Consider the following 20563-nt stretch of genomic DNA (forward strand, 5'->3'; position numbering starts at 1 on the left):
TCATTTGAAGCACAGAAAAAATGCAGCACCTTTCGGTGCTGCATTGTTACTCATTCTTCTAACTATAGCTGTTGCTATAACATTGAGGATTTAGCTGATGGCGCTATAAGCCAATCTCCCCCGAGGGCTTTGTGCAAACCTATAGTTAAGTGCGCTGTTTGCAGTTTTGCCGCAACAACTCTGTCTTTCAACATATTTTGTTGACGCTGCGCATCTAGAATCGATAAATAGTCACTTAGGCCAGCCTTATACAAAGATTTCGCTTTGTTGACCGCATTGGTGGTTTCAGTTTCTGCCTCTGTGACTAATTTTACATACTCTTGGCTATGGCCATAGCCTTGCAATAAAGTCTCTACTTCACCAAAAGCGGCAATCACCGTATGTTGATACTTAAGCACACTGGCATCAAAGCGAGCTTGTTGCAGATCCACCATGGCATCGCCTCGACCACCGTCAAACACATTCCAGCTTATGCCTACGCTACCCAACCAAGAAACAGAGCCGCTGCTAAACAGATCGTCGAAATCTTTTGCTAATACGCCCGGAGCCCCCGTTAAGAACACTTTAGGGTATTGCGCGGCAATTGCAGCGCCTTGCTCTTGATTTAACGCTGCCATTTCACGTTCAGCGATGTTTATATCAGGCCTGCGGCTGAGTAGATCAGACGGTAGCCCCGTTGGAATAACACCTTTAAAGCTCGGTAAGTCAGCTACTTGATTAAACCTTTGCGTCACTTGCTTTGGTGTTTCGCCAAGTAAAATCGCTAGGCGCTGTTTGTGCGCGTTTTCGGCAATATCCAGTTGTGGTACTACCGCTCGAGTGGCAGCCAGCATGGCTTTGGCCTGCGCTTCATCAAGTTTTGAGCCGTAGCCGCTTTTAACCATCAGCTTGACTAAATCTAATGTGTGTTGTTGATCCGCTACGGTATTGAGCGCTATTTGCTTACGCTGCTGTGCACCTCGCATTTGTAAATAGTTATGGATAACATCAGAAGTGATTAAAGTGGTTAAGCCTTGGCGCACTATCACCATTTGCTCTTTACGAATCGCCGCTGCATTTGCTTGGCGGTCGATACGACCAAACAGATCCGCCTCCCAGGCAATGGTCGCTCCCGCAAAAAAGGCACTGTTATTGTCATCAACAAGACCAAGTTCTTGACCCGTTACCGGGTGCGTTGCGGTGATCGCGCCGCCCAATAATGGATCATTATCGCTTATTTGATAATTACCAAAGCCTGCGCCTAAGTTAACTGTTGGCACTTTAAACGACTCAATTGCACTTTGATAAGACTGCGCCATTTTTATCCGCTCTGCGGCTATTTTTAACGGTATAGATTGGCTTTGTGCATCCACAACTAGCTTGTTAAGTACCGGATCGTTAAACGCCGTCCACCAAGCATGCTGTTGAGTGCTATTAAGCTGCCCAGCTTGTGTGCCTGCAGTCCCTTGAAACAAATATTCGCTCTCAAGATTGGTGGTTGGCACTTGATAATCAGGGCCTACTGCACAACCTGATAGCATTAATGCGATAGCTAGTGGCGCAAATGTCAGGTATTTCATAATTGTTGCTCCAAAGCTGGTTGCGGTTCTGGCGTATTAGGTTTGTTGTTGGCATTTTTGTTTACTAGCGCTTTATCTGAATTCTTATAAAACAGGCAGTAAAATGCCGGCATGATGAATAACGACAACATGGTAGCTGCAGCTAGTCCGCCGATAATAGTGGCAGCCATTTGATCAAACAATCTATCGCTCAGTAAGGGGATCATTCCCAGTGCGGTCGTTAATGCGCCCATAGATATCGCCATGGTACGATTCAAAGTCGCTTCTTGTACTGCTTGTCTCAATGGCTTGTTTTGACTGCGTTCCAGCTCAATTTGATCCATAAGCACAATACCATTTTTAATGATCATTCCAGCTAGAGTAATTGCGCCAATTAACGCCATAAACCCAAAGGGTTTATCCAGTAACAACAAGGTCCAAGTAGCGCCGATAGCAGCTAGCGGCAAGGTAATTAAAATAATGGCTGGCTGCTTAAAACCATTAAACATCGCCACCAAAATCACTACCATCATCAGCAAGGCTTTGGGCATTTGGCTCAAAGTGTCGTTAATTGCACGATTCTCATCGTAATACTCTCCGCCCCATTCAAACGAGTAGCCAGCGGGTAGATTAATCGCCTCGATTTTATCTTTGATCTGATTACGTGCCTCTGCTGGCGTGATATCAAACACGTCTGCTTGAGCGGTAATAGTCGGCACGCGATTGCGTCGCCAAATCATGCTTTCTTCAGCTTTAAGCTCAAAGCCATCTACAACTTGCCCGAGTGGCACACTGTGAATGCCGAGTAATGAACGTACAGGTAGGGTTTCGAGGTAACTGAGATCGGCGTTCGCACTTCTAAAGCTAATGGGAATAAGTTGATCGCCTTGGTTTAACGTACCAATCGTTACGCCTTCTGTTGCGCGCTTAATCGCCAATGCAATATCGGTACGGTTTAACCCTGCTCTGCGTGCCTGCTCTTGGTTAATGATTGGTTCAATCACTTTACTGAGTTGACGCCAATCATCGCGGACATATTTAATGTTGGAGTTATCGTTCATGATCACTTGAGCTTGGTCTGACAGCTGATGCAGCACTTGTGGATCAGGCCCGGTAAACCTTGCTTCAATACTAAATTTATCTTTGGTGGCCAGTTTAAGCGCTCTAAATCTTGGTTCAGCATTAGGAAAGTTCTCTGCAAGCCATAAGTCGCCGCGCTTGGTTAATTGCTTAATGCCCTCATAATCCTCAACATTAATGACAATTTGACCGTAGCTGGGGTCAAATGGTTCTGGTTCTACAGTGACAGAAAATCTTGGTGCACTGGCGCCAACATAACTAGAAATAGTCGTCACTTCCGGTTGATTTAGCAGCCATGATTCAATTTTTTTCATATCACTAGATGTCTTCTCTATTTTGCTTCCATTAGGTAGCCAGTAGTCAAGAAACACCATAGGTCTATCTGAGCTTGGAATGAAATTGATAGCAACATAGGGTACAGCAATCGCAGTGATAAGCAGTAAAGGCATAACCAGAGAGATGGCTTTGACTGGGTTAGTGACTGTCCAACCAACTGCAGCTTGATATCGATTTGGCTTAGTGGTTTGCTGCGCTTTTTTAACATTGGGCTTTATCCATAACCAGCAAAGTAATGGTGTGAGCGTGACTGCAACTATCCATGAGAATAACAGTGACGAGCAGATAATAAGAAACACAGAGCTTGCAAACTCACCGGCATCTGTTTGCGAGAATAACACTGGGCTTGACCCCATAATTGCAATCACAGTTGCTGCAAGTAATGGTTTTGCGGTTTCTTTTACCGAGTCTATTGCAGCTTTTGTACGCTCAATACCCTGATTTAACTTAACCACGAACAGATCGGTGATCACGATTGCGTTATCCACCAGCATACCTAGGGCCAAAATAAAGGTGCCTAGTGACACTCGCTGCAGATCAACGCCGGCGATATACATGTAAATCAGCGTCAGTAAAATGGTAAACAGTAAACTGCCACCCACAATCGTTGCGCTTTTAAAGCCCATAAACACTAACAGGACGGCAAATACAATCACCACACTCTCAAGCAAATTAATCACAAAATCGGCGATTGACTTCTCTACCTCGTCAGGCTGAAAAGCAATAGTGCCAATTTCAATACCTAACGGTAGCTGTGCTTGATAATCTGCAATAATTTGAGTCAAGCTTTCACCTAGGCTGACTACATTAATGCCGTCTACAGGGCTGACTGCGAGTGTGATTGCCTCTTGGCCGTTATAACGGCTATAAGTGTTAGCGGGTGTTTTATAACCTAGGCTTACGTCGGCAATATCACCGAGTCGTAATAGTCCGCTGCTGTATTGGCCTACTCCGCCTTTAATGGTGAGATTTTTTATATCGGTTACTGACTTAAAAGCGCTACTTTGATCGACACGTATACGCTCACTGTCGGCGGCAAAGCTACCACTGTCAAAGGTGAGGTTTTGAGTGGCGAGCTGATTGATCACTTGTACCGCCGATAAGCCATATTGTGCTAATCGCTCTTCGGGTAAATCGATATATACGGCTTGGCTTTGCACCCCATGCAGCTCAATTTTTTTGATCCCTGCTACGGTTTTTATACGGCGCTGCAGCTCTTTGGCGTATAGCCTTAGCTCTTCAGGTTGCGCGTTTTCACCGTACACACTAAATAGCATGCCGTAGACTTCGCTAAACTCATCTTGGACTATACTAATTTGCGCGGTTGCAGGTAGTGTCAGCTTCACATCATCGACTTTACGCCGTAATAAATCCCACTCCTGTGGGAGATCTTTTGAGTTCGTCGTCTCTTTTAAATCAATGAAAATCATCGAGCTATCAGGACGTGATAGTGAGCGCAGCTTCCACATTGAGCCCATTTCTTGCAGTTTAGTCTCAATTTTATCGGTTACCTGTAGTTCAATCTCTTTGGCCGATGCACCTGGATACAAGGTCACGACAACAGCACTTTTAACCGTAAATGCGGGATCTTCAAGCTTACCTAGCTCAAAGTAGGAAACTAAGCCTACGATTGTGCAAAGCACACTGAAAAACAGCACAAACACTCGCTGCTTAATGGCAAATTCAGCTAAATTCATCTTGGCTCTCCTAATAGCTAAATGCTTTGGTCACGGTGTTGCTAACGACTTGATCAGCTTTTAGGTAATGCACTCCCGCCGTTACCACAGCATCACCAACGGTTAGCGCACCCGTTAAACACGCACTATTACTTTGTAATGAATCCAGTGTCACAGGTGTTTTTACGGCTTTATGCTCTTTAATCAAATAAACGCTTTGGTTACTGCCCTCATTGATAATAGCGCCGTAAGGCACACAAAAACTGGCTGATTTGGCATCAAAGCCCACTTCAACACTCACCGCTTTACCGGGCAGCGCATTGGTCGTTTGATTTAATACAAACTCAACTTGATAGGTTTGTTTGATTGGATCCGCGAGCGCATCTTTAGCGCTCAAACTAGCCATAATGGTTTTAGTCTCGCCATGCCAACTCACCTTTGCTGCTTGTTGTGGATCTAGGGCTAACATGAGATTTTCTGGCACATCAATAACGGCTTTCATTTCACCAAGTTGATGCAGTGAAAAAAGTGGGTTTCCCGGCGCTGTTTGCTCAAAGGCTTGTTGAGTTTTAGAGCCAATCACGCCGCTAAATGGGGCTTTTAGCTCTGTGTAGGCTAAGGCGTCTTGTGCTTTTTGTAAGTTTTGCGTCATCACATCCAGCATGGCCAGGCTGCGCTTATAGCCGCTTTTTGCGCGATCAAGGTTTACTTGAGAAATCGCATCATCAGCAATGGCTTGTTTAACACGCTTAAGCTCAGCTTTAGCAAGTTGAAAAGCTGCTTCGGCCTCAGCTTGGCGTGCTTTTAGTTCGATAACATTAACTTGATAGTCGTGGGGATCTAACCGCGCTAACACTTGACCTTTTTCAACGCTATCACCAGTTTTAACTAAAATCGCTGCAATGGTTCCAGGCACTTTAAATGCAAGATGAGCGGTGTTGGTGGCTTCTAACACGCCAGAAAAACGCCTGACATTGGTTTGCTGTGAATCATCAAGCAATATGACCTGCACCGGGCGCTCAATCTTTTTAATGGCGGTTTGGCTGGTTGCTGTCATGGCTGGGGCATCGCTACAGCCATTTAGCATTAATAACGCCAGCGGCACGACTGACAGTGGGATAAGTGTAGAACCTGAGATCTTCATCTCTCTCTCCAAATAGATTAATTGGAGAGAGTGTAAGTGTTTAACTTATTGAAATAATCTGCCAGTAATGCACCACACTGTCACGATAATTAAGACAATGCAGTATAGAGTGGAATTTCTTGTAATAAAAAATCAATCAATAATCGAGTTGGTAAACTTATGCCTTTACGGTCTGGATAGATAAGCCAGACATCTTCTTTTTTCGATTCATATTCAGGTAAGATCCGCACTAAGCTTTTACTTTCAATCGCCCATAACGCAAACAGCGGCGGCATAAAGCCAATACCCTGACCACCAACAATCGCACGGCGAATAAAGCCCATGTGATTACAGCTAAAGTTGCATTTTACTTTGACTTTGTCTGAGATCAGGTCCCAATGATCGTCCAAAGTGCCATCAGGCCAGCGATAACATATTGCTTGGTGCTCAGCGAGTTCAGCTAAGGTTTTAGGCGCGCCATGCTTTTCAATATAATCTGGGCTGGCATACATTCCTCGACCAAGACTCAATAATTTTCGCGCAACAAAACCAGAATCTTGGATTTTGCCAGCATGCACCACAAAGTCGAGACCTTGGCTGTAGATGTCGTTTACGTAGTTATTAGTAAAGCGCAGATCGAGTTCGATATCTGGGTATAAACTTTGAAACTTTGCCAGTACAGGTTGCAGTGCTTCATCGCTTTCGGGTAAGAAACCGAGTTTAACTTTACCCACGGGCTTTTCATCTAAATCGAGTAATTTGTTCTTTGCTTGTTCAAAGCTATCAAGCACATTTAGTAAATCGTGATAGTAAGCTTCACCGTGCTGCGTCAGCCTTAATTGGCGAGTTGTGCGGAAAAAAAGCTGGGCGTTCAATGACTTTTCAAGCTCGCCAATCCGCCTACTGACGTTAGCTCTTGGTAGATCAAGCGCGGTTGCTGCAGCAGTAAAACTGCCAAGCTCCACCACTATGGTAAACAACTTTAAATCTTCTATGCGCATACTATCGGCCTACCATAGGTAAATTGGCTTTCTGCCATTTTTTAATTGCTAAAACTGTAACGGGTTTAGCTATCGGAGCATAGTTAGTCTTTTATGCCTGTGCAGCAGCGCACAAAATAGTCTTGGTTTTACACTTGCAACAATAGACAAGCGCCTAATGATCGGCGATGTTAGTCAATAAGTTAGCTAGGCATTTATTTAAGCGGCGACACGTTTATCGTTAGTAAAATAGACGAACTCTAAAATGACTAAATAGAGCTGGCTTTATCAGTCACAGATATGACTTAGTTTCCGGTTTAGATTCAAGAAGAACCTGCAGCTTTATAGATTTGATAAAAAAGGATGTAACTATCAAAGACTTTATAAAAACATCTCTCCTTGGTGCGCTTACGAGCTCTGTATTGATTTGCGTATCGATTTCAATGGCTTATTCTGCCGATTTTGTTGGCTCGTTTAGCTGCAAAACGTGTCATCAACAAGCATTTGATGATTGGACTGGCTCTGATCACGATATGGCAATGAGGCATGCAAACGCTGACAGCGTTTTTGGCGACTTCAATCAAGTCAGCATTAATCATGCAGCGGCTAATGCTAAGTTTTTTACTAAAGATTCAAATTACTGGGTGAGGCTAGCGAACCGCAGAGGCCAAGCGACGGATTATAAAATAAGTTATACCTTTGGTTACTATCCGCTGCAGCAATACATGGTTGAATTTGAAGATGGCCGAGTACAACTTATTCCTTTTGCTTGGGATAACCGAACAATCGAAGATGGCGGCCAAAAGTGGTTTTATCTTTACCCCGATAATAGCGAGCAACATCAAGACTTTTATTGGCTTAATGTTGGTCAAAATTGGAATCATATGTGTGCAGATTGCCACTCAACCAATGTAAAGAAGAACTACAACCAAGCAACTGATTCTTTTAATACTCGATTTTCTGAAATAAACGTGGGTTGCGAAGCCTGCCATGGCGCAGCAAGCGAACACCTGGTCTGGGCGGCAACACAAGCTGAGCAAACATCTGCCACAAAGCAAGTTGCAGACCTAGCCAGTGAAAAACAACAATCACACTCAATAAAAGGTTTTGGCTTTAATCGCGACCTTTCAAAACCTGTACAAAACTGGACACGCTTAAGCAGCGAAGCACCTACTGCCAAACCTAATGGCTTTAAAGCAACACAGCAATTACAAATCTGCGCCCAATGCCATAGTCGCCGCTTACAAATCAGTGATACTAATGCACTTGTAGAGCAGCCATTTGCCGATCGTTATCAACTTAATCTTATCGCGCAAGCCCAATACCATGATGATGGCCAAGTGTATGACGAAAACTATGTTTACGGTTCATTCTTGCAATCGAAAATGCATAAAAATGGTGTCGTGTGTAGTAACTGCCACAACCCCCATTCAACCGAAACTCTGTTAAAAGGTAATGCACTTTGTAGCCAATGCCATAACCCTGCTGAGTTTGATAATAAAAAACATCATAATCATGATGATAACGCCGGTGCTCAATGTGTAAATTGTCACATGCCAGAAACCACTTATATGCAAATTGACGATAGGCGTGATCATAGCTTCAGCATTCCAAAGCCTGCAAATACCCAAAGACTCGGCTCACCAAATGCATGTAATCAATGCCATCAAGATAAGTCCGTTGACTGGGCAATAACCCATTCAAGCAATTGGTATCCTGAGTTAAACACTTTGCAACCACAACATTTTAGTAGCGCGTTTGCCAATGCTAGAGTTGGTAATCCACAATCTGTGGATAGCTTGTCTTATTTGTCGCAAGACCACCAGCAAGCCAATATTATTCGCGCCGCAGCCATTGAGCGCCTAGCGCAATACCCTGGAAGAAATGGTGTTGTTGCAATTGCGCGAGCTGTTAAGCACCAAGACGACATGCTCCGATTTGCCGCTATTGAAGGCAGTCGCTCCTACTCCGTTAACGAGCGCTGGCAAATGATTGCTCCGCTATTGACCGATAGCGTATTAGCAGTAAGAACCCAAGCTGCGGCAGCGCTGGCGAACTATTGGCCAGAACTCACTAAAGATCAGCAACAGATGCTGCAAAAGCCGTTAGCTGAATATATAGAAGTATTAGCCTTTAATGCCGACAGAGGTTTTGCGCAAACTAACTTAGGTAACCTTTACGCAAATCAAGAGTTAATAAATAAAGCAGAGGCAAGTTACCTCAACGCGATAAAAGTACAACCTAACTTTGCACCAGCTTATAGTAATCTTGCGGATCTTTATCGCGCCCAAGGTATTGAAACGAAAGCAATGGAAATATTAAAGCAAGGAATTGCTGCTCAGCCCAGCTCCGGCACACTGTATTTTAGCCAAGCACTTGCGCAATTAAGAGTGAAGCAAACGCAAGCAGCACTTAGTAGCTTAAAAAAAGCGACACAACTTGAACCCAATAACGGCCGCTTTTGGTATGTGTACGGTGTTGCACTTACCCCTGCAGCTATAGGCGAAGCTGGCAATGCATTCAATCGCGCTTATCAAGTTAGTGGTAATCCACAATACCTTTATGCGCTGTGCGAGCTCATGATCAATAATCGGTCACCACAAAGCCTTCAATGCTTAAGTAAACTTAATCCATTAGTACCCGAGGATGTTTTAGACAGTTTGAGAAGTAAATTACCTTAATTATAACCGCCAAATTAGTGTAATGATATCGTTACACTAATTACAGGTCTGACAACTAGGTATTTTCGAATAACATCACCAGTAGGTTGTTTTAATGAAACTTATCATCAACGAGCCAAAAGCAACTTAAATATTAAAGCTTGACATTATATTAATTTTTTATGACACGCAAAATTTATCGTCTATTCGAATCAAGTGATTGAATCTAAGAAAGTGCCTTTATAATTAATACTAAGATAGATTAAAACATTACTAAATCTAACTATTTAAGTAAAATCAGCCCCCCTAAAATTAAGTATACAATTACCTATGTATTCTCTAACGGGTGACACTTTTATAATATATGTATCCATATACGAAAATGCACTCTCCCTTAGACTCCCCTATAAAATAGTGTTTTAATCAATATTATCAAAAGTAAGCCCTATTTTATATCCCATAGGCATACAAATTCAGTCAATAAAATTATTTGCCGTGTCATTAACTCTATATGTATTTTAAACTCACAATTCAGTCACAAATGCTGGCAAAAATTATGGTAAACAGATGAATAATGAAAGAGTTACAGGACTCTTTTTTAATAACAACAGCCATAGGATGTGGGTTACATATACTGTATCACTTCCAGAGGAAATTAATGGCGTTAATAAACAACAATATTTAGGGATATTAAAATATCTAAGAAAAAATAATGGAACACGATATGACGTTTACAAATTACTGTTGCACAAAAAACAAACGAAACCATGTATTTTCAACCTTTCTTAAAAAAATACGAGCAAACAATGTTATTTCTCAGGAACAACTCTGTTTGCAACTCAGACAACATAGCAGCTTATTTTACAATTTAGATTCCATTACGGTTAGCAGGTGGGAGAGAGGAGTGAATATTCCTTCTCTTGCAAAACAAGCTGAAATAGTTGAATTGTATGACAATGAGTTAACTTGTATTTATGCCTGCGACAAGCAATTTATTCAAGAATCGAGTCATTTAATTAAAAGTGATTCTGAACAGCAAAAATCTATTCACCCTTACTATCGAAATGATGAATATCATATCCAAACTATCGATATAAGGGATGATCGGTTTTATCTGGTATTAAAAATGATCCTACGGTATGAGGGAAATCCGACTTTACAATTAAACCCACCATTAGAAGAATTTGACAGTCTAAACGATTTAAAGATTTCTGTGGCAACGGCGTTTAATGGCCAAATTATTGGCCACAGTCTTTTTCTAACAACGACTGAGAATGTGGTAAAGGAAATACAAGAAACAAATAAAGACTTAAGAACCATTATAAGCTCTAGTAACAGAAATGAGCATGACGCAATGCTGGTATTTTCCTCTTCTGGTGCAACCAAACAAGTGGAGAATAGCATTATGTCAACTTACCTTAACCAGTTCTCACAACAGAAGAACATGCGCTACTTTTGCTTCTATACCTGTGATGGAAACCTTGTGCGTAAGTTAAGTTCGGCAAAATTAAAGACATATAGGCTTACCAAAGTGGAGTGTCAGGACAGAGTCGTCAATATAAGATCTTATTTCCTAAAACGCTCGGAGTTAATGGCTAATCGCTTTTTATTAAAGTTGGCAATAATTACGCCGCAGCAACTCGGTAATTTATTAGGAACAAATAAAAACGGAGCAAGCTCATGAAGATCCTAATTGTAGATGAATGTGAGTTTGTACGGAACTCAGTAGAGAAGCAGTTTACTGATGTACTGAAGGGCTTACCTATCATATTTCAAAATACCGAATGTAGTAAATCAGCAATTACCACACTAAAAAGGGCAAAAAATTCAGTATTAAGAAAAATAAACTTAATCATTATAGAATTAAATTTAGCTATCGATAACAAGCTTGCGCTAATGAATTACATGGTTACAGTAAAAGATAACTTTACTCCGGTTATTATTATTGGAACGGCCGATAAATGGGTTTTCGAACTCGTTGGGAATATCGCCTTGAGCTTTAACTTGAACCTGATCGCCAGCGTTGATAAGCCTTTAATAACAGATGATATTTATAATATCATTCAAAATAATAAGCACATATTTGGCACCGAGAAAACTGTTTGCTGGTCGATACCACCTTGCGAAACAGTAGACATAACAAACAACCTTAATAAAGAAGGTTTGTCTCTTTATTACCAGCCAAAAATTCATATCCAAACCAATCGAATTGTCGGTTTTGAAGCGTTATCTAGGATCTGTGTCGATGACAATATCATGCTTAATCCAGATTATTTTCTGCCTATTTTAGAAAGGGAAAAATTGACTTGTAAGTTAACAAAACTCGTACTTGAAGATGCACTGCTCCATTGGGAAACACATACAAAGCTCAAAGATTATCAGTTATCGGTCAACATAAGTGCAAATGACATGCTAAGTGAAGTTTTAGTCCGCGACATCATACGCCAATATAGACAACATAAAGATATCGCTTTAACACTTGAATTAACTGAGTCATCTCCAACAGAGAATGAAGTTCTAATTCTTGATGTAATCAAGAGGTTTATAACCAATGGGATCAAAGTATCACTTGATGACTTTGGCAAAAGTTATTCTAGTTTAGACAGGTTAGACTCTATTCCTTTTGACGAGATTAAAATCGACAAAAACTTTGTTTCAGACTTAGACATTAATAGTCAGCATCAAGCTATTGTGGGTGCTGTCATTGAGCTTGGAAGTAAACTGAAAATAAAAGTTACTGCAGAAGGAGTTGAAACATCTTCAGTTTTAGAGATGCTGGAGAGTATGAACTGCCGGTATGCACAAGGCTATTACTATAGCACACCAATAGCCGCACCAGAGTTAATAGCTTGGATTGATAATTATAATAAGCAATTTCACTTGACTGATACTTAGTGTATTAATTTAACTAAGTATTTCATATCGATAAAAATTTAAATGCCTTTCTTATGCTCACCTGCAATTAAAAAGAAGGTGCAACAGCGCCGACTTAAATAACGACAATACGACTCGTTAGGCTAAGTTAATAACTCATGTATTTGTGGGTACGGCCAACATTACCCATTTTGAGTTTTTAACTATTGTCCTATGGTAAAAGCGTACGCCTCATGTAAACTCATAACATACTGACTTATAGGATAAGTTCATGAGCCAACGTACGCTTCATACCCTTTTTAGACCCACATCAGTTGCCATTATTGGCGCCTCAAATCGGCCTAAACGTGCAGGTAATGTGTTAATGAAGAACCTGCTCTCAGGTGGGTTTTCTGGCCCTATTATGCCAGTTACACCTAAATATGAAGCTGTTCTTGGCGTTTTGGCTTATCCCAATATCGAAGCATTACCGTTAAAACCCGATCTTGCCATTGTTTGTACCGCGGCGAGCAGCGTGCCAGCAATTATTGAGACCTTAGCTCAATTTGGCTGTAAAGTTGCTATTGTTATGGCCTCTGGCCTTGCAGATGAATTCACTGAAGATGGTACAAGCTTACTTACCTTAACCCAGCAAAATGCACAGCGTTACGGCATGCGAATTCTTGGACCTAACAGTTTAGGGATGATTCTGCCTAACTTAGGGTTAAATGCCAGCCTCGCTCACACCGCTGCCCTCCCCGGTAAAATTGCGTTTGTGTCGCAATCAGCGGCAATTTGCACCACGGTTTTAGATTGGGCAAATAACAAGGGAATTGGTTTTTCATCATTTATTTCCCTTGGGGATGCCAATGATATTAACTTTGACGAACTACTCGACTATTTAGGCCGAGATTCAAAAACAGATGCCATCTTACTTTACATCGACTCAGTAAACGAAAAACGTCACTTTTTGTCAGCAGCCCGAGCTGCATCACGTAATAAACCTATACTCGTGATTAAGTCAGGCCGTAGCATCGAAGGCACTAGCGCAGCTAAACTGCACACTGGCGGGCTTACTGGTAACGATGCGGTTTACGAAGCAGCCTTTAGACGTGCAGGTATGCTAAGGGTTAATGATTTAATTGAGCTTTTTGCTGCAGTAGAAACTTTAGCTCATTCGCGACCATTACAAGGCGAACGTTTAGGCATTATCAGTAACGGTGGCGGCCCTGCGGTACTTGCTCTTGATGAACTCATCTTAGGCGGAGGCAAGCTGCCCCCGCTTTCTACTGAGATTTATCAGCGCTTAAATGAACTCTTGCCAAAAAGTTGGTCCGGACAAAATCCGGTTGATATTGGTGGTGATTCAGATGCTATTCGCTACGCCAAGTCACTGGAGATCTTAATGGATAGTGATGATCTTGATGCTATCTTAGTGTTACATTCACCATCTGCTTTGGGTGAAAGTGTCGAGATCGCTGAAGCCATTGCGGCAACCATTTCAAATCATCGAAATCGACACAAAATCAATGTATTAACCAATTGGAGTGGTGAAGACTCTGCCTATGAAGCGCGTAAACACTTCTCTAAATCTCGTATTCCAACCTACCGTACACCTGAAGGTGCTGTCGGTGCGTTTATGCATATGGTTGAATATCGTCGTAACCAAAAACTGCTACAAGAAGTCCCTCAATCTATCCCGGTTAATATTCCTGCCGACAGCATTACCGCACGAGCTAAGTTACAACAAGCAATTGATAGCGGAAAAACCCTGTTAGAAACCCATGAGTCAAGGGGGATATTAGACGCATACGGATTGAATACAGTTGATACCTGGTTTGCAAATGATGCAAAACAAGCTATTGAATATGCGCAACAAGCAGGTTATCCCATTGCGCTAAAAGTACAATCGCCTGATATTCATCATAAGTCTGATGTTCATGGTGTGATGCTTAACCTCACGTCCGATCTTGAAGTTAAACAAGCTGCAAACGCCATGATAGAACGCGTAATGTCGCTTAATCCTGACGCAAAAATTGAAGGTCTAATTGTACAGAAAATGGCACTAACAGCCGGTGCACAAGAGATCCGCGTAGCCGTTGCGAACGACCCAGTATTTGGCCCTGCTATTTTACTTGGTGAAGGTGGCTCTGAATGGGAGCCTACCAAAGATGCTGTGGTTGCCCTACCACCATTGAACATGACACTGGCGCGCTACATGGTTATTCAAGCGCTTAAAACTCAAAAGATCCGCGATAGACGTTTACCACGTGGGCTTAACATGAACGCGCTTTGTGTAATGCTTACGCAGATCTCACACTTAATTATTGATTGCCCTGAAATTGCGACGCTCGATCTGAACCCAGTACTTTGCGCAGGCGAAGAGATCACCTTGCTCGATGTCAATATTGGTTTAAATGCAGAGCCAATTGACAATGCCTCACGTCTGGCTATTTCACCCTATCCAAAAGAGCTTGAAGAAACTGCACAACTTAAAAACGGCAACCAAGTGATGCTGCGCCCCATCCTTCCCGAGGATGAACCTAAACATTTAGCCTTTGATAATTCACTTTCTGATGAAGATAGATATAAACGCTATTTTGGTGTTCGCTCGAAGATGACTCATGAAGAGATGGCGGTATTAACCCAAATTGATTACGCCCGTGAAATGGCTTTTATCGCAACCGCTATTGGTGATGATGGTGAGGAAACCACATTAGGAGCGATTAGAGCATCTATCGATCCTGATAACACAGAAGCAGAATTTGCGATGGCGGTACGCAGTAATTATCAAGGTCAGGGCCTAGGTAAAATGCTACTTGAAAAGCTGGTTCGTTATTACAAAAATAACGACACTTTAGTGTTAACCGGCTTTACCATGTTTGAGAATCGCAATATGGCCAGCCTCGCTAAAAGTTTAGGTTTCACGGTAACCTTTGATATGGAAGAGCGTTTAATTCATATGCATATGGATTTAAAAACGACTTTAGATGAAAGTGCTCAAGCTGATGGCCAGTAGGCAGTATTTAAAGGTTTTCTTAACTCAATACTTTTTCAACCTCTAAAGCATAAGGTTAAGAGCAGCAAAAAAGAGAAAGATAAAAACACGCTTTATCTTTCTCTTGTGCTGTCGTTTATTACTAGTGCTATTTATTAGGCTGCTAGTTATAAAAAAAGAATAGCTGACACACTCTAAATTAGTGTTTCAACCACCGCCTCTCCCATTACGCAGTTACGACCTGCCGCTTTAGCCCGGTATAAAGCTTCATCAGCACGTATAAAGTAGCTGTCTTTATCATCATGTGGTCTCAACGATGCGACGCCAACAGATACAGTAATATTACCTAGCGGAAGTTTTTTCTCTTTACCTATGGTTAAGTTTCTATTGGCTATTTTTCGTCTAAGATTTTCTGCTACTTTGTGTGCATCTTGATGGTTAGTATTGGGAAGTAAGATAACAAACTCTTCTCCACCATAGCGTGCGACAAAGTCATCGCCTTTCACACCATTTTTTAGCGCTTGCGCGACATAAGCCAGTACTTTGTCGCCAATGAGATGACCGTGGGTATCGTTAAACTTTTTAAAGTAGTCAATATCAACCACTAATAAGCTACTTTCAAAGTTGTCATGATTAAAACTATCTATGTGGCTAATCACTTCTTGATCAAAGGCACGACGATTATTGAGTGACGTTAGCTGATCAGTCAGTACCTCAGATCTAAGCTCAAGCATTTCAGTCCTGAGCGATTCGACTTCTTGGTTCATATTGCTAAGACTCATATCCATCTGATTATTTGCATGGATAATTTCATCTAGCTCACTAGTTACACCATCGACGAGTCTTTGTAGTAAAACCGGATCAGAGTTATTTTTCAAAGCGGAATCGAACTCAGATAATGACGCTGAAAAACGTGATGTGCCTTTACTCATACTGGCAATCTTGGAAATTAAACTATTAATAAGTACCTGAGTTTCGATCTGAACACTTTCAATAATGTCCGGATAATGCATCTGAATATAATTCTTATATAAGCTATTACAGATCTCAGGAGTGAACTCAACCTTATTCTCTAAAAGGCCATCGATAGCACGCTTTAAATCCAGGTTTATCCCTTTATAGTATTCGTACCATACCGCGTAATTATCAGGGGTTACAGGAATACTAAGCTCCGACATCTTAGGAACTGCATGACGCAAAATTTTTGCCGATAACTCAGTTTCTGATAAATGTTGTGCCATATCCATAAATTTAGCCATCCCTTATTGATATCCATACCAATCAATAGTTTAAACAAGAAGCTAGATGTTGCCAGCTTCTTTATGAAGAAACTATATCTTATAATTATTACTTTCTACAACGGGCAAATATATCCGCGTTAGGTTGATACACTTCGCTAGTTATATTCATTAAGCCAAGCAAGCTATCAAACAGGTTATCGTGAGAAAATCCTCCCGCTGCCGCTTGTTGCTTTAGACAAATTAAATCCAAGTTGTTTTGCGCCGCAAACTCCGCAGAAAACCAAGCTAAAAATGGAATATGAGTTTGCTCCTTAGGCGCTAAGGCGTAAGGTGCACCGTGCAGATACAAGCCACTTTCGCCTAATGATTCACCGTGATCCGACATATACAGCATCGCCGTATCAAACTTATTACTCTCGCGTTTAAGGCGATTTACAACCTGTGAAATAATATAATCCGTATACAAAATAGTATTGTTATAGGTATTGAGCAACTCTGATTGTGTGCAATTTTGTATATCGCTGCGTTGGCAATCTGGCGTAAAAAATCGATGTTCTTCGGGGTAACGCTGATAGTATGTCGGACCATGTGAACCTAAAATGTGCAGCACAATAACTGTATCTTTGGCACTAATATCAGCTAATTGATGATCTAACTCATCCACTAATACTTGGTCGTAACAAGACTCCCCGTTACACCACTTTGACGTATGAGTATTATCAATTAAAAGATGCTTAATATTATTACAAACGCCTTTGCATCCACTATCATTATCCAACCATTGCAACTGGATCCCCGCATGAGACAATACGTCGATTACATTATCTTGCGCCTTTGCTCTACGCTCATCATAATCTTTCCTATCCATTCTCGAAAACATGCATGGCAATGACACAGCTGTAGCCGTTCCACATGAGGTGGTGTTATTAAAAACTAATAAATCTTGGTCTTGGGTATGTGAATTCGTTGGTTGTTGGTAGCCATAATAGGCATAGTTCATTGCCCTTGCGGTTTCTCCGACAACCATAACCACTAGATTAGGCTTATCTTTTTGCTCTAAATTATCACTAGTATTCTTAGCATCTAAACCAAGTTGTTGATATTCCAGCGGTGTTTGTAGGTAATTTAGATTAATAAACTTAGCTGTAGAACCAATGAAGTATGTGGGAATAATTGAGCGTTTTATTAGGCTATTATTACGACCAAATGCTAAATAGTTTTCATAATAGAAAGCGGCTATTAACAAAATGCCAGCAAGCATAGCTAACATAAAGAGTGCTTTACTGAGTAACTCTTTAGCAAATGGTTTATAGCGTATATTAACTTTGTAGATAAGAAAGGCAGGCAAAACGCCTGTTACGATAAAGCTTAGAATTGATACCCAGTTCAAGTAAGTTGAAGCCTCAGACTGATTCGTTTGAACCAGATTCTCAATCATACCGTAGTCAAAAACCGCCCCATACTGAAATTCGGCAAAAAATACATTGGCTGATACAAGGGTTAGCAAAATGAAAAAAGGCTTGGTTAAGTATTTCAGCGTAAACAAGCTAAAAACAAAAGATAACGCGAACACCAAAAAGAAAGGCACAGTGGCAATAAACAGCATATTGACGTCTGCTTGTTTGTCGATACCGTGTTTGACGACATTGAAAAAAGGAATATTGAACACGCAAACGTAATAAAGCGCCAATATAAATGTGAATTGTAAACTGTTGAGATTTTTAAGACGTGATAGCACTGAGGTTGCTCACTTAATTAAGACAGGTTATAAGGAAGTTTGGCCCTCCTTGCCATTAGCCTAAGTAGGCGGTTCCAAAGTAATTTTAGCACTCTAGTGGTTTTCCACAAAGTAAACATTGCAACATTTGCCACATTAGATATCAAAATGTATCAGGTTTAATAGTGCGAAGAATAACAATTTATATTACTTGGCATTGGAGTCCGTACCCAACTCTACATTTTTAGCGATAAATATAAATCATTGAGCAGCAGCGAGTACTTTTGAATTGTAGTGCTAGCAAATAGACTCGCTCTTAAGCCGCACTAACATGTCAGCTTTTAAGCCGCCTGTTTTGTTATAATCTTTAGTACGAGAATTGGTGGCATTGCCAAAGTTAACCAAAATTGAGGCAATATCATCAAGAAATTAAGCTGAATAGCATTCACCGCATACATGCATTTTCAAAGCTTATAAAAAATGGATAGCATATAAACATATACATCTATTTGGTTTACTTAAGCGACTCATCGCTATAAGTTCAGCTAAAACTCTTTATTAATCCGTTCAAAAAAGTTCAACAACTGTGCTCGCTCTTCATCGCTAAATTTAGCGGTTAAGTCTTGAGTTAACTGCGAGTGAAGTTTATCGTGCTCAGAAAACATCTCGTAGCCACTATCGGTCAGTTCAATAAGTATCGAACGTCTGTCATTACTGTGCGGCACACGTATAACGAGCCCAGCATCAACCATTTTATCAATCTGAACAGTCAAGGTACCAGTTGTGATACCTATCTTCTGGGCTAATTCTTTCATACGCATAGGTCCATTAAGACCTAAGATTTCTACCGTATGAACTTGAGGTAAACTAAAGCCCTTATCTTTAACAACTGCCATCTCCCAAGATGATAACTTCTCGTAAAACTCTATCATTGCATGGTTTAAACTATCATCTTGGTTTTTCATCTATTTCACTCTAAAGGGGCAACAAGTTTATTGTGCCTCAGGCGACAGATTAACTTCAAGAGTGACATGAGATAAGCGCTCAAAATGTGCAATCTTGGCTTTATAATCGACTGAATCTAAGCCTGTTTTAGATTCAAGTACAAAACTTGCCGCATAATGATCAGCGCTAACCTTCCAAATATGAGTATCCGCGACTCGTGTACCGTCATGCTCAAGCACAGCGACTACCTGCTCAATGTATTCTTGTTCAATACTAGCATCTAACAAAACCGGACCCGTTTGCTTAAGTAATCCCCATGCCCAACGGCTAATGATTATTCCGCCCACAATACCCATTAACGGATCTAACCAGTTTAAGCCATAGTATTTACCCATCAGCAGCGCGATTATTGCTAATACCGATGTTAAAGCATCAGCCAAAACGTGGAAGTAAGCAGCACGTAAATTATGGTCGTGACCATGAGAATGGCTATGATCGTGACCATATGTGCATCCATGAGAGTGCTCATGCTCGTGACCATGAGAATGACCGTGGTGATCTTTTAGTAAAAAAACACTTGCTACATTCACGGTAAGTCCGATGATTGCAACGAATATGGCTTGGTTAAAAATGATCTCATGCGGGTTCAATATTCTGGTTGCGGATTCGACCAACATCACCAACGCCACTAGACCAAGTGCAATCGCGCTAGTGTAACCGCCTAACACTGTAACCTTGCCAGTGCCATATGAGAACTTGCTCGAATTGGCATTTTGACGTGCGTACCGATAAGCGAAAAGCGTGATTAGAAATGCTGCTGCATGGGTTCCCATATGCCAGCCGTCAGCGAGTAACGCCATTGAGCCGTATACCGTACCTGCAACAATCTCGACGACCATAGTTACTACTGTCAGTAGCAACACATAGGCTGTATTACGTTCACCAGCGCTATTCAAATTTGAAAAGCGCTGTTTATGCGCACAGTTAAATTTTTCTGTTTCACTCTCAAGCATGTTAGTACCTTACTTCTTATTTTTTAGGTCATACACAACGTTCATTTTAAGTTGAACCTCAAATTAATCGATAGCCAAATTGTTTGACCATCAAATTAAGTTTGCAACTTAGACTAACCCAACACAAATAAGAAAAGCCATTACGTGACATAAATCACAATCTAGGTAGCATGTCATTCTTTGATAAGTATTAAGCAGATCCTTTAAATGAGTAAAACTGGGTGAAGATTTTTGGAAAATAAAAACAACTAGTGTCTGCAAAAGCATAAACAACCTCTGCAAACATAAAAGTTATCAAGCCTATCCTATTGTTATTAAATAAAATTCGGCTTAGATTTTGATATTAAGAAGCAATGTAGAAAATTAATTCAATTTTTCTAACCCTTTTTTAAATATCTGCCGT

At 41.1% G+C, this 20563-nt stretch carries 12 protein-coding genes; 4 read left to right on the plus strand and 8 right to left on the minus strand.

The features are described from left to right. Positions 1-74 precede the first annotated feature (74 nt). From MSG37_RS11350 to MSG37_RS11365, 4 genes are all read right to left on the minus strand, one after another. Complete coding sequence (locus MSG37_RS11350; RefSeq protein WP_248470778.1) at positions 75-1559, minus strand: efflux transporter outer membrane subunit; 1485 nt, start codon at positions 1557-1559, stop codon at positions 75-77. Next, positions 1556-4651, minus strand: coding sequence for an efflux RND transporter permease subunit (locus tag MSG37_RS11355; protein ID WP_248470779.1), 3096 nt, complete (start codon positions 4649-4651; stop codon positions 1556-1558). The genes MSG37_RS11350 and MSG37_RS11355 overlap by 4 nt, the downstream gene beginning before the upstream one ends. Positions 4652-4661: 10 nt before the next feature. Further along, positions 4662-5774, minus strand: coding sequence for an efflux RND transporter periplasmic adaptor subunit (locus MSG37_RS11360; protein WP_248470780.1), 1113 nt, complete (start codon positions 5772-5774; stop codon positions 4662-4664). An 89-nt stretch (positions 5775-5863) separates the two neighbouring features. Further along, positions 5864-6754: a LysR family transcriptional regulator gene (locus MSG37_RS11365; RefSeq protein ID WP_248470781.1), complete on the minus strand. Its 891-nt coding sequence runs from the start codon at positions 6752-6754 to the stop codon at positions 5864-5866. Positions 6755-7176: 422 nt separating this feature from the next. Here MSG37_RS11365 and MSG37_RS11370 point away from each other — a divergent pair, with 422 nt between their 5' ends. The 4 genes from MSG37_RS11370 (at position 7177) to MSG37_RS11385 (ending at position 15265) form a co-directional block, all read left to right on the plus strand. After that, complete coding sequence (locus MSG37_RS11370) at positions 7177-9414, plus strand: multiheme c-type cytochrome (protein ID WP_248470782.1); 2238 nt, start codon at positions 7177-7179, stop codon at positions 9412-9414. A gap of 883 nt (positions 9415-10297) precedes the next feature. Continuing rightward, positions 10298-11077 (plus strand): XRE family transcriptional regulator, encoded by a 780-nt coding sequence (locus MSG37_RS11375; RefSeq protein WP_248470783.1) that lies wholly within the window; start codon positions 10298-10300, stop codon positions 11075-11077. After that, the gene (locus MSG37_RS11380) at positions 11074-12288 is read left to right on the plus strand and encodes an EAL domain-containing protein (RefSeq protein ID WP_248470784.1); all 1215 of its coding nucleotides are present in this window, start codon (positions 11074-11076) and stop codon (positions 12286-12288) included. The genes MSG37_RS11375 and MSG37_RS11380 overlap by 4 nt, the downstream gene beginning before the upstream one ends. Before the next feature lie 250 nt (positions 12289-12538). Continuing rightward, positions 12539-15265 carry a bifunctional acetate--CoA ligase family protein/GNAT family N-acetyltransferase gene (locus tag MSG37_RS11385; RefSeq protein WP_248470785.1) on the plus strand — a complete coding sequence of 909 codons (2727 nt, stop codon included), beginning with the start codon at positions 12539-12541 and terminating at the stop codon, positions 15263-15265. Positions 15266-15438: 173 nt separating this feature from the next. On the opposite strand, the gene MSG37_RS11390 is transcribed toward MSG37_RS11385, so the two are convergent. From MSG37_RS11390 to dmeF, 4 genes are all read right to left on the minus strand, one after another. Further along, positions 15439-16491 carry a GGDEF domain-containing protein gene (locus tag MSG37_RS11390; protein WP_248470875.1) on the minus strand — a complete coding sequence of 351 codons (1053 nt, stop codon included), beginning with the start codon at positions 16489-16491 and terminating at the stop codon, positions 15439-15441. Between the two features lie 100 nt (positions 16492-16591). Continuing rightward, positions 16592-18223, minus strand: coding sequence for a phosphoethanolamine--lipid A transferase (locus MSG37_RS11395; RefSeq protein ID WP_248470786.1), 1632 nt, complete (start codon positions 18221-18223; stop codon positions 16592-16594). A 524-nt stretch (positions 18224-18747) separates the two neighbouring features. Beyond that, positions 18748-19167: a MarR family transcriptional regulator gene (locus tag MSG37_RS11400; protein WP_248470787.1), complete on the minus strand. Its 420-nt coding sequence runs from the start codon at positions 19165-19167 to the stop codon at positions 18748-18750. Positions 19168-19194: 27 nt separating this feature from the next. Beyond that, positions 19195-20160: a CDF family Co(II)/Ni(II) efflux transporter DmeF gene (gene dmeF / locus MSG37_RS11405; RefSeq protein WP_248470788.1), complete on the minus strand. Its 966-nt coding sequence runs from the start codon at positions 20158-20160 to the stop codon at positions 19195-19197. Positions 20161-20563 lie beyond the last annotated feature (403 nt).

Origin of the sequence: Shewanella sp. 1CM18E, from assembly GCF_023161665.1 — a bacterium.
Lineage (GTDB): Bacteria > Pseudomonadota > Gammaproteobacteria > Enterobacterales > Shewanellaceae > Shewanella.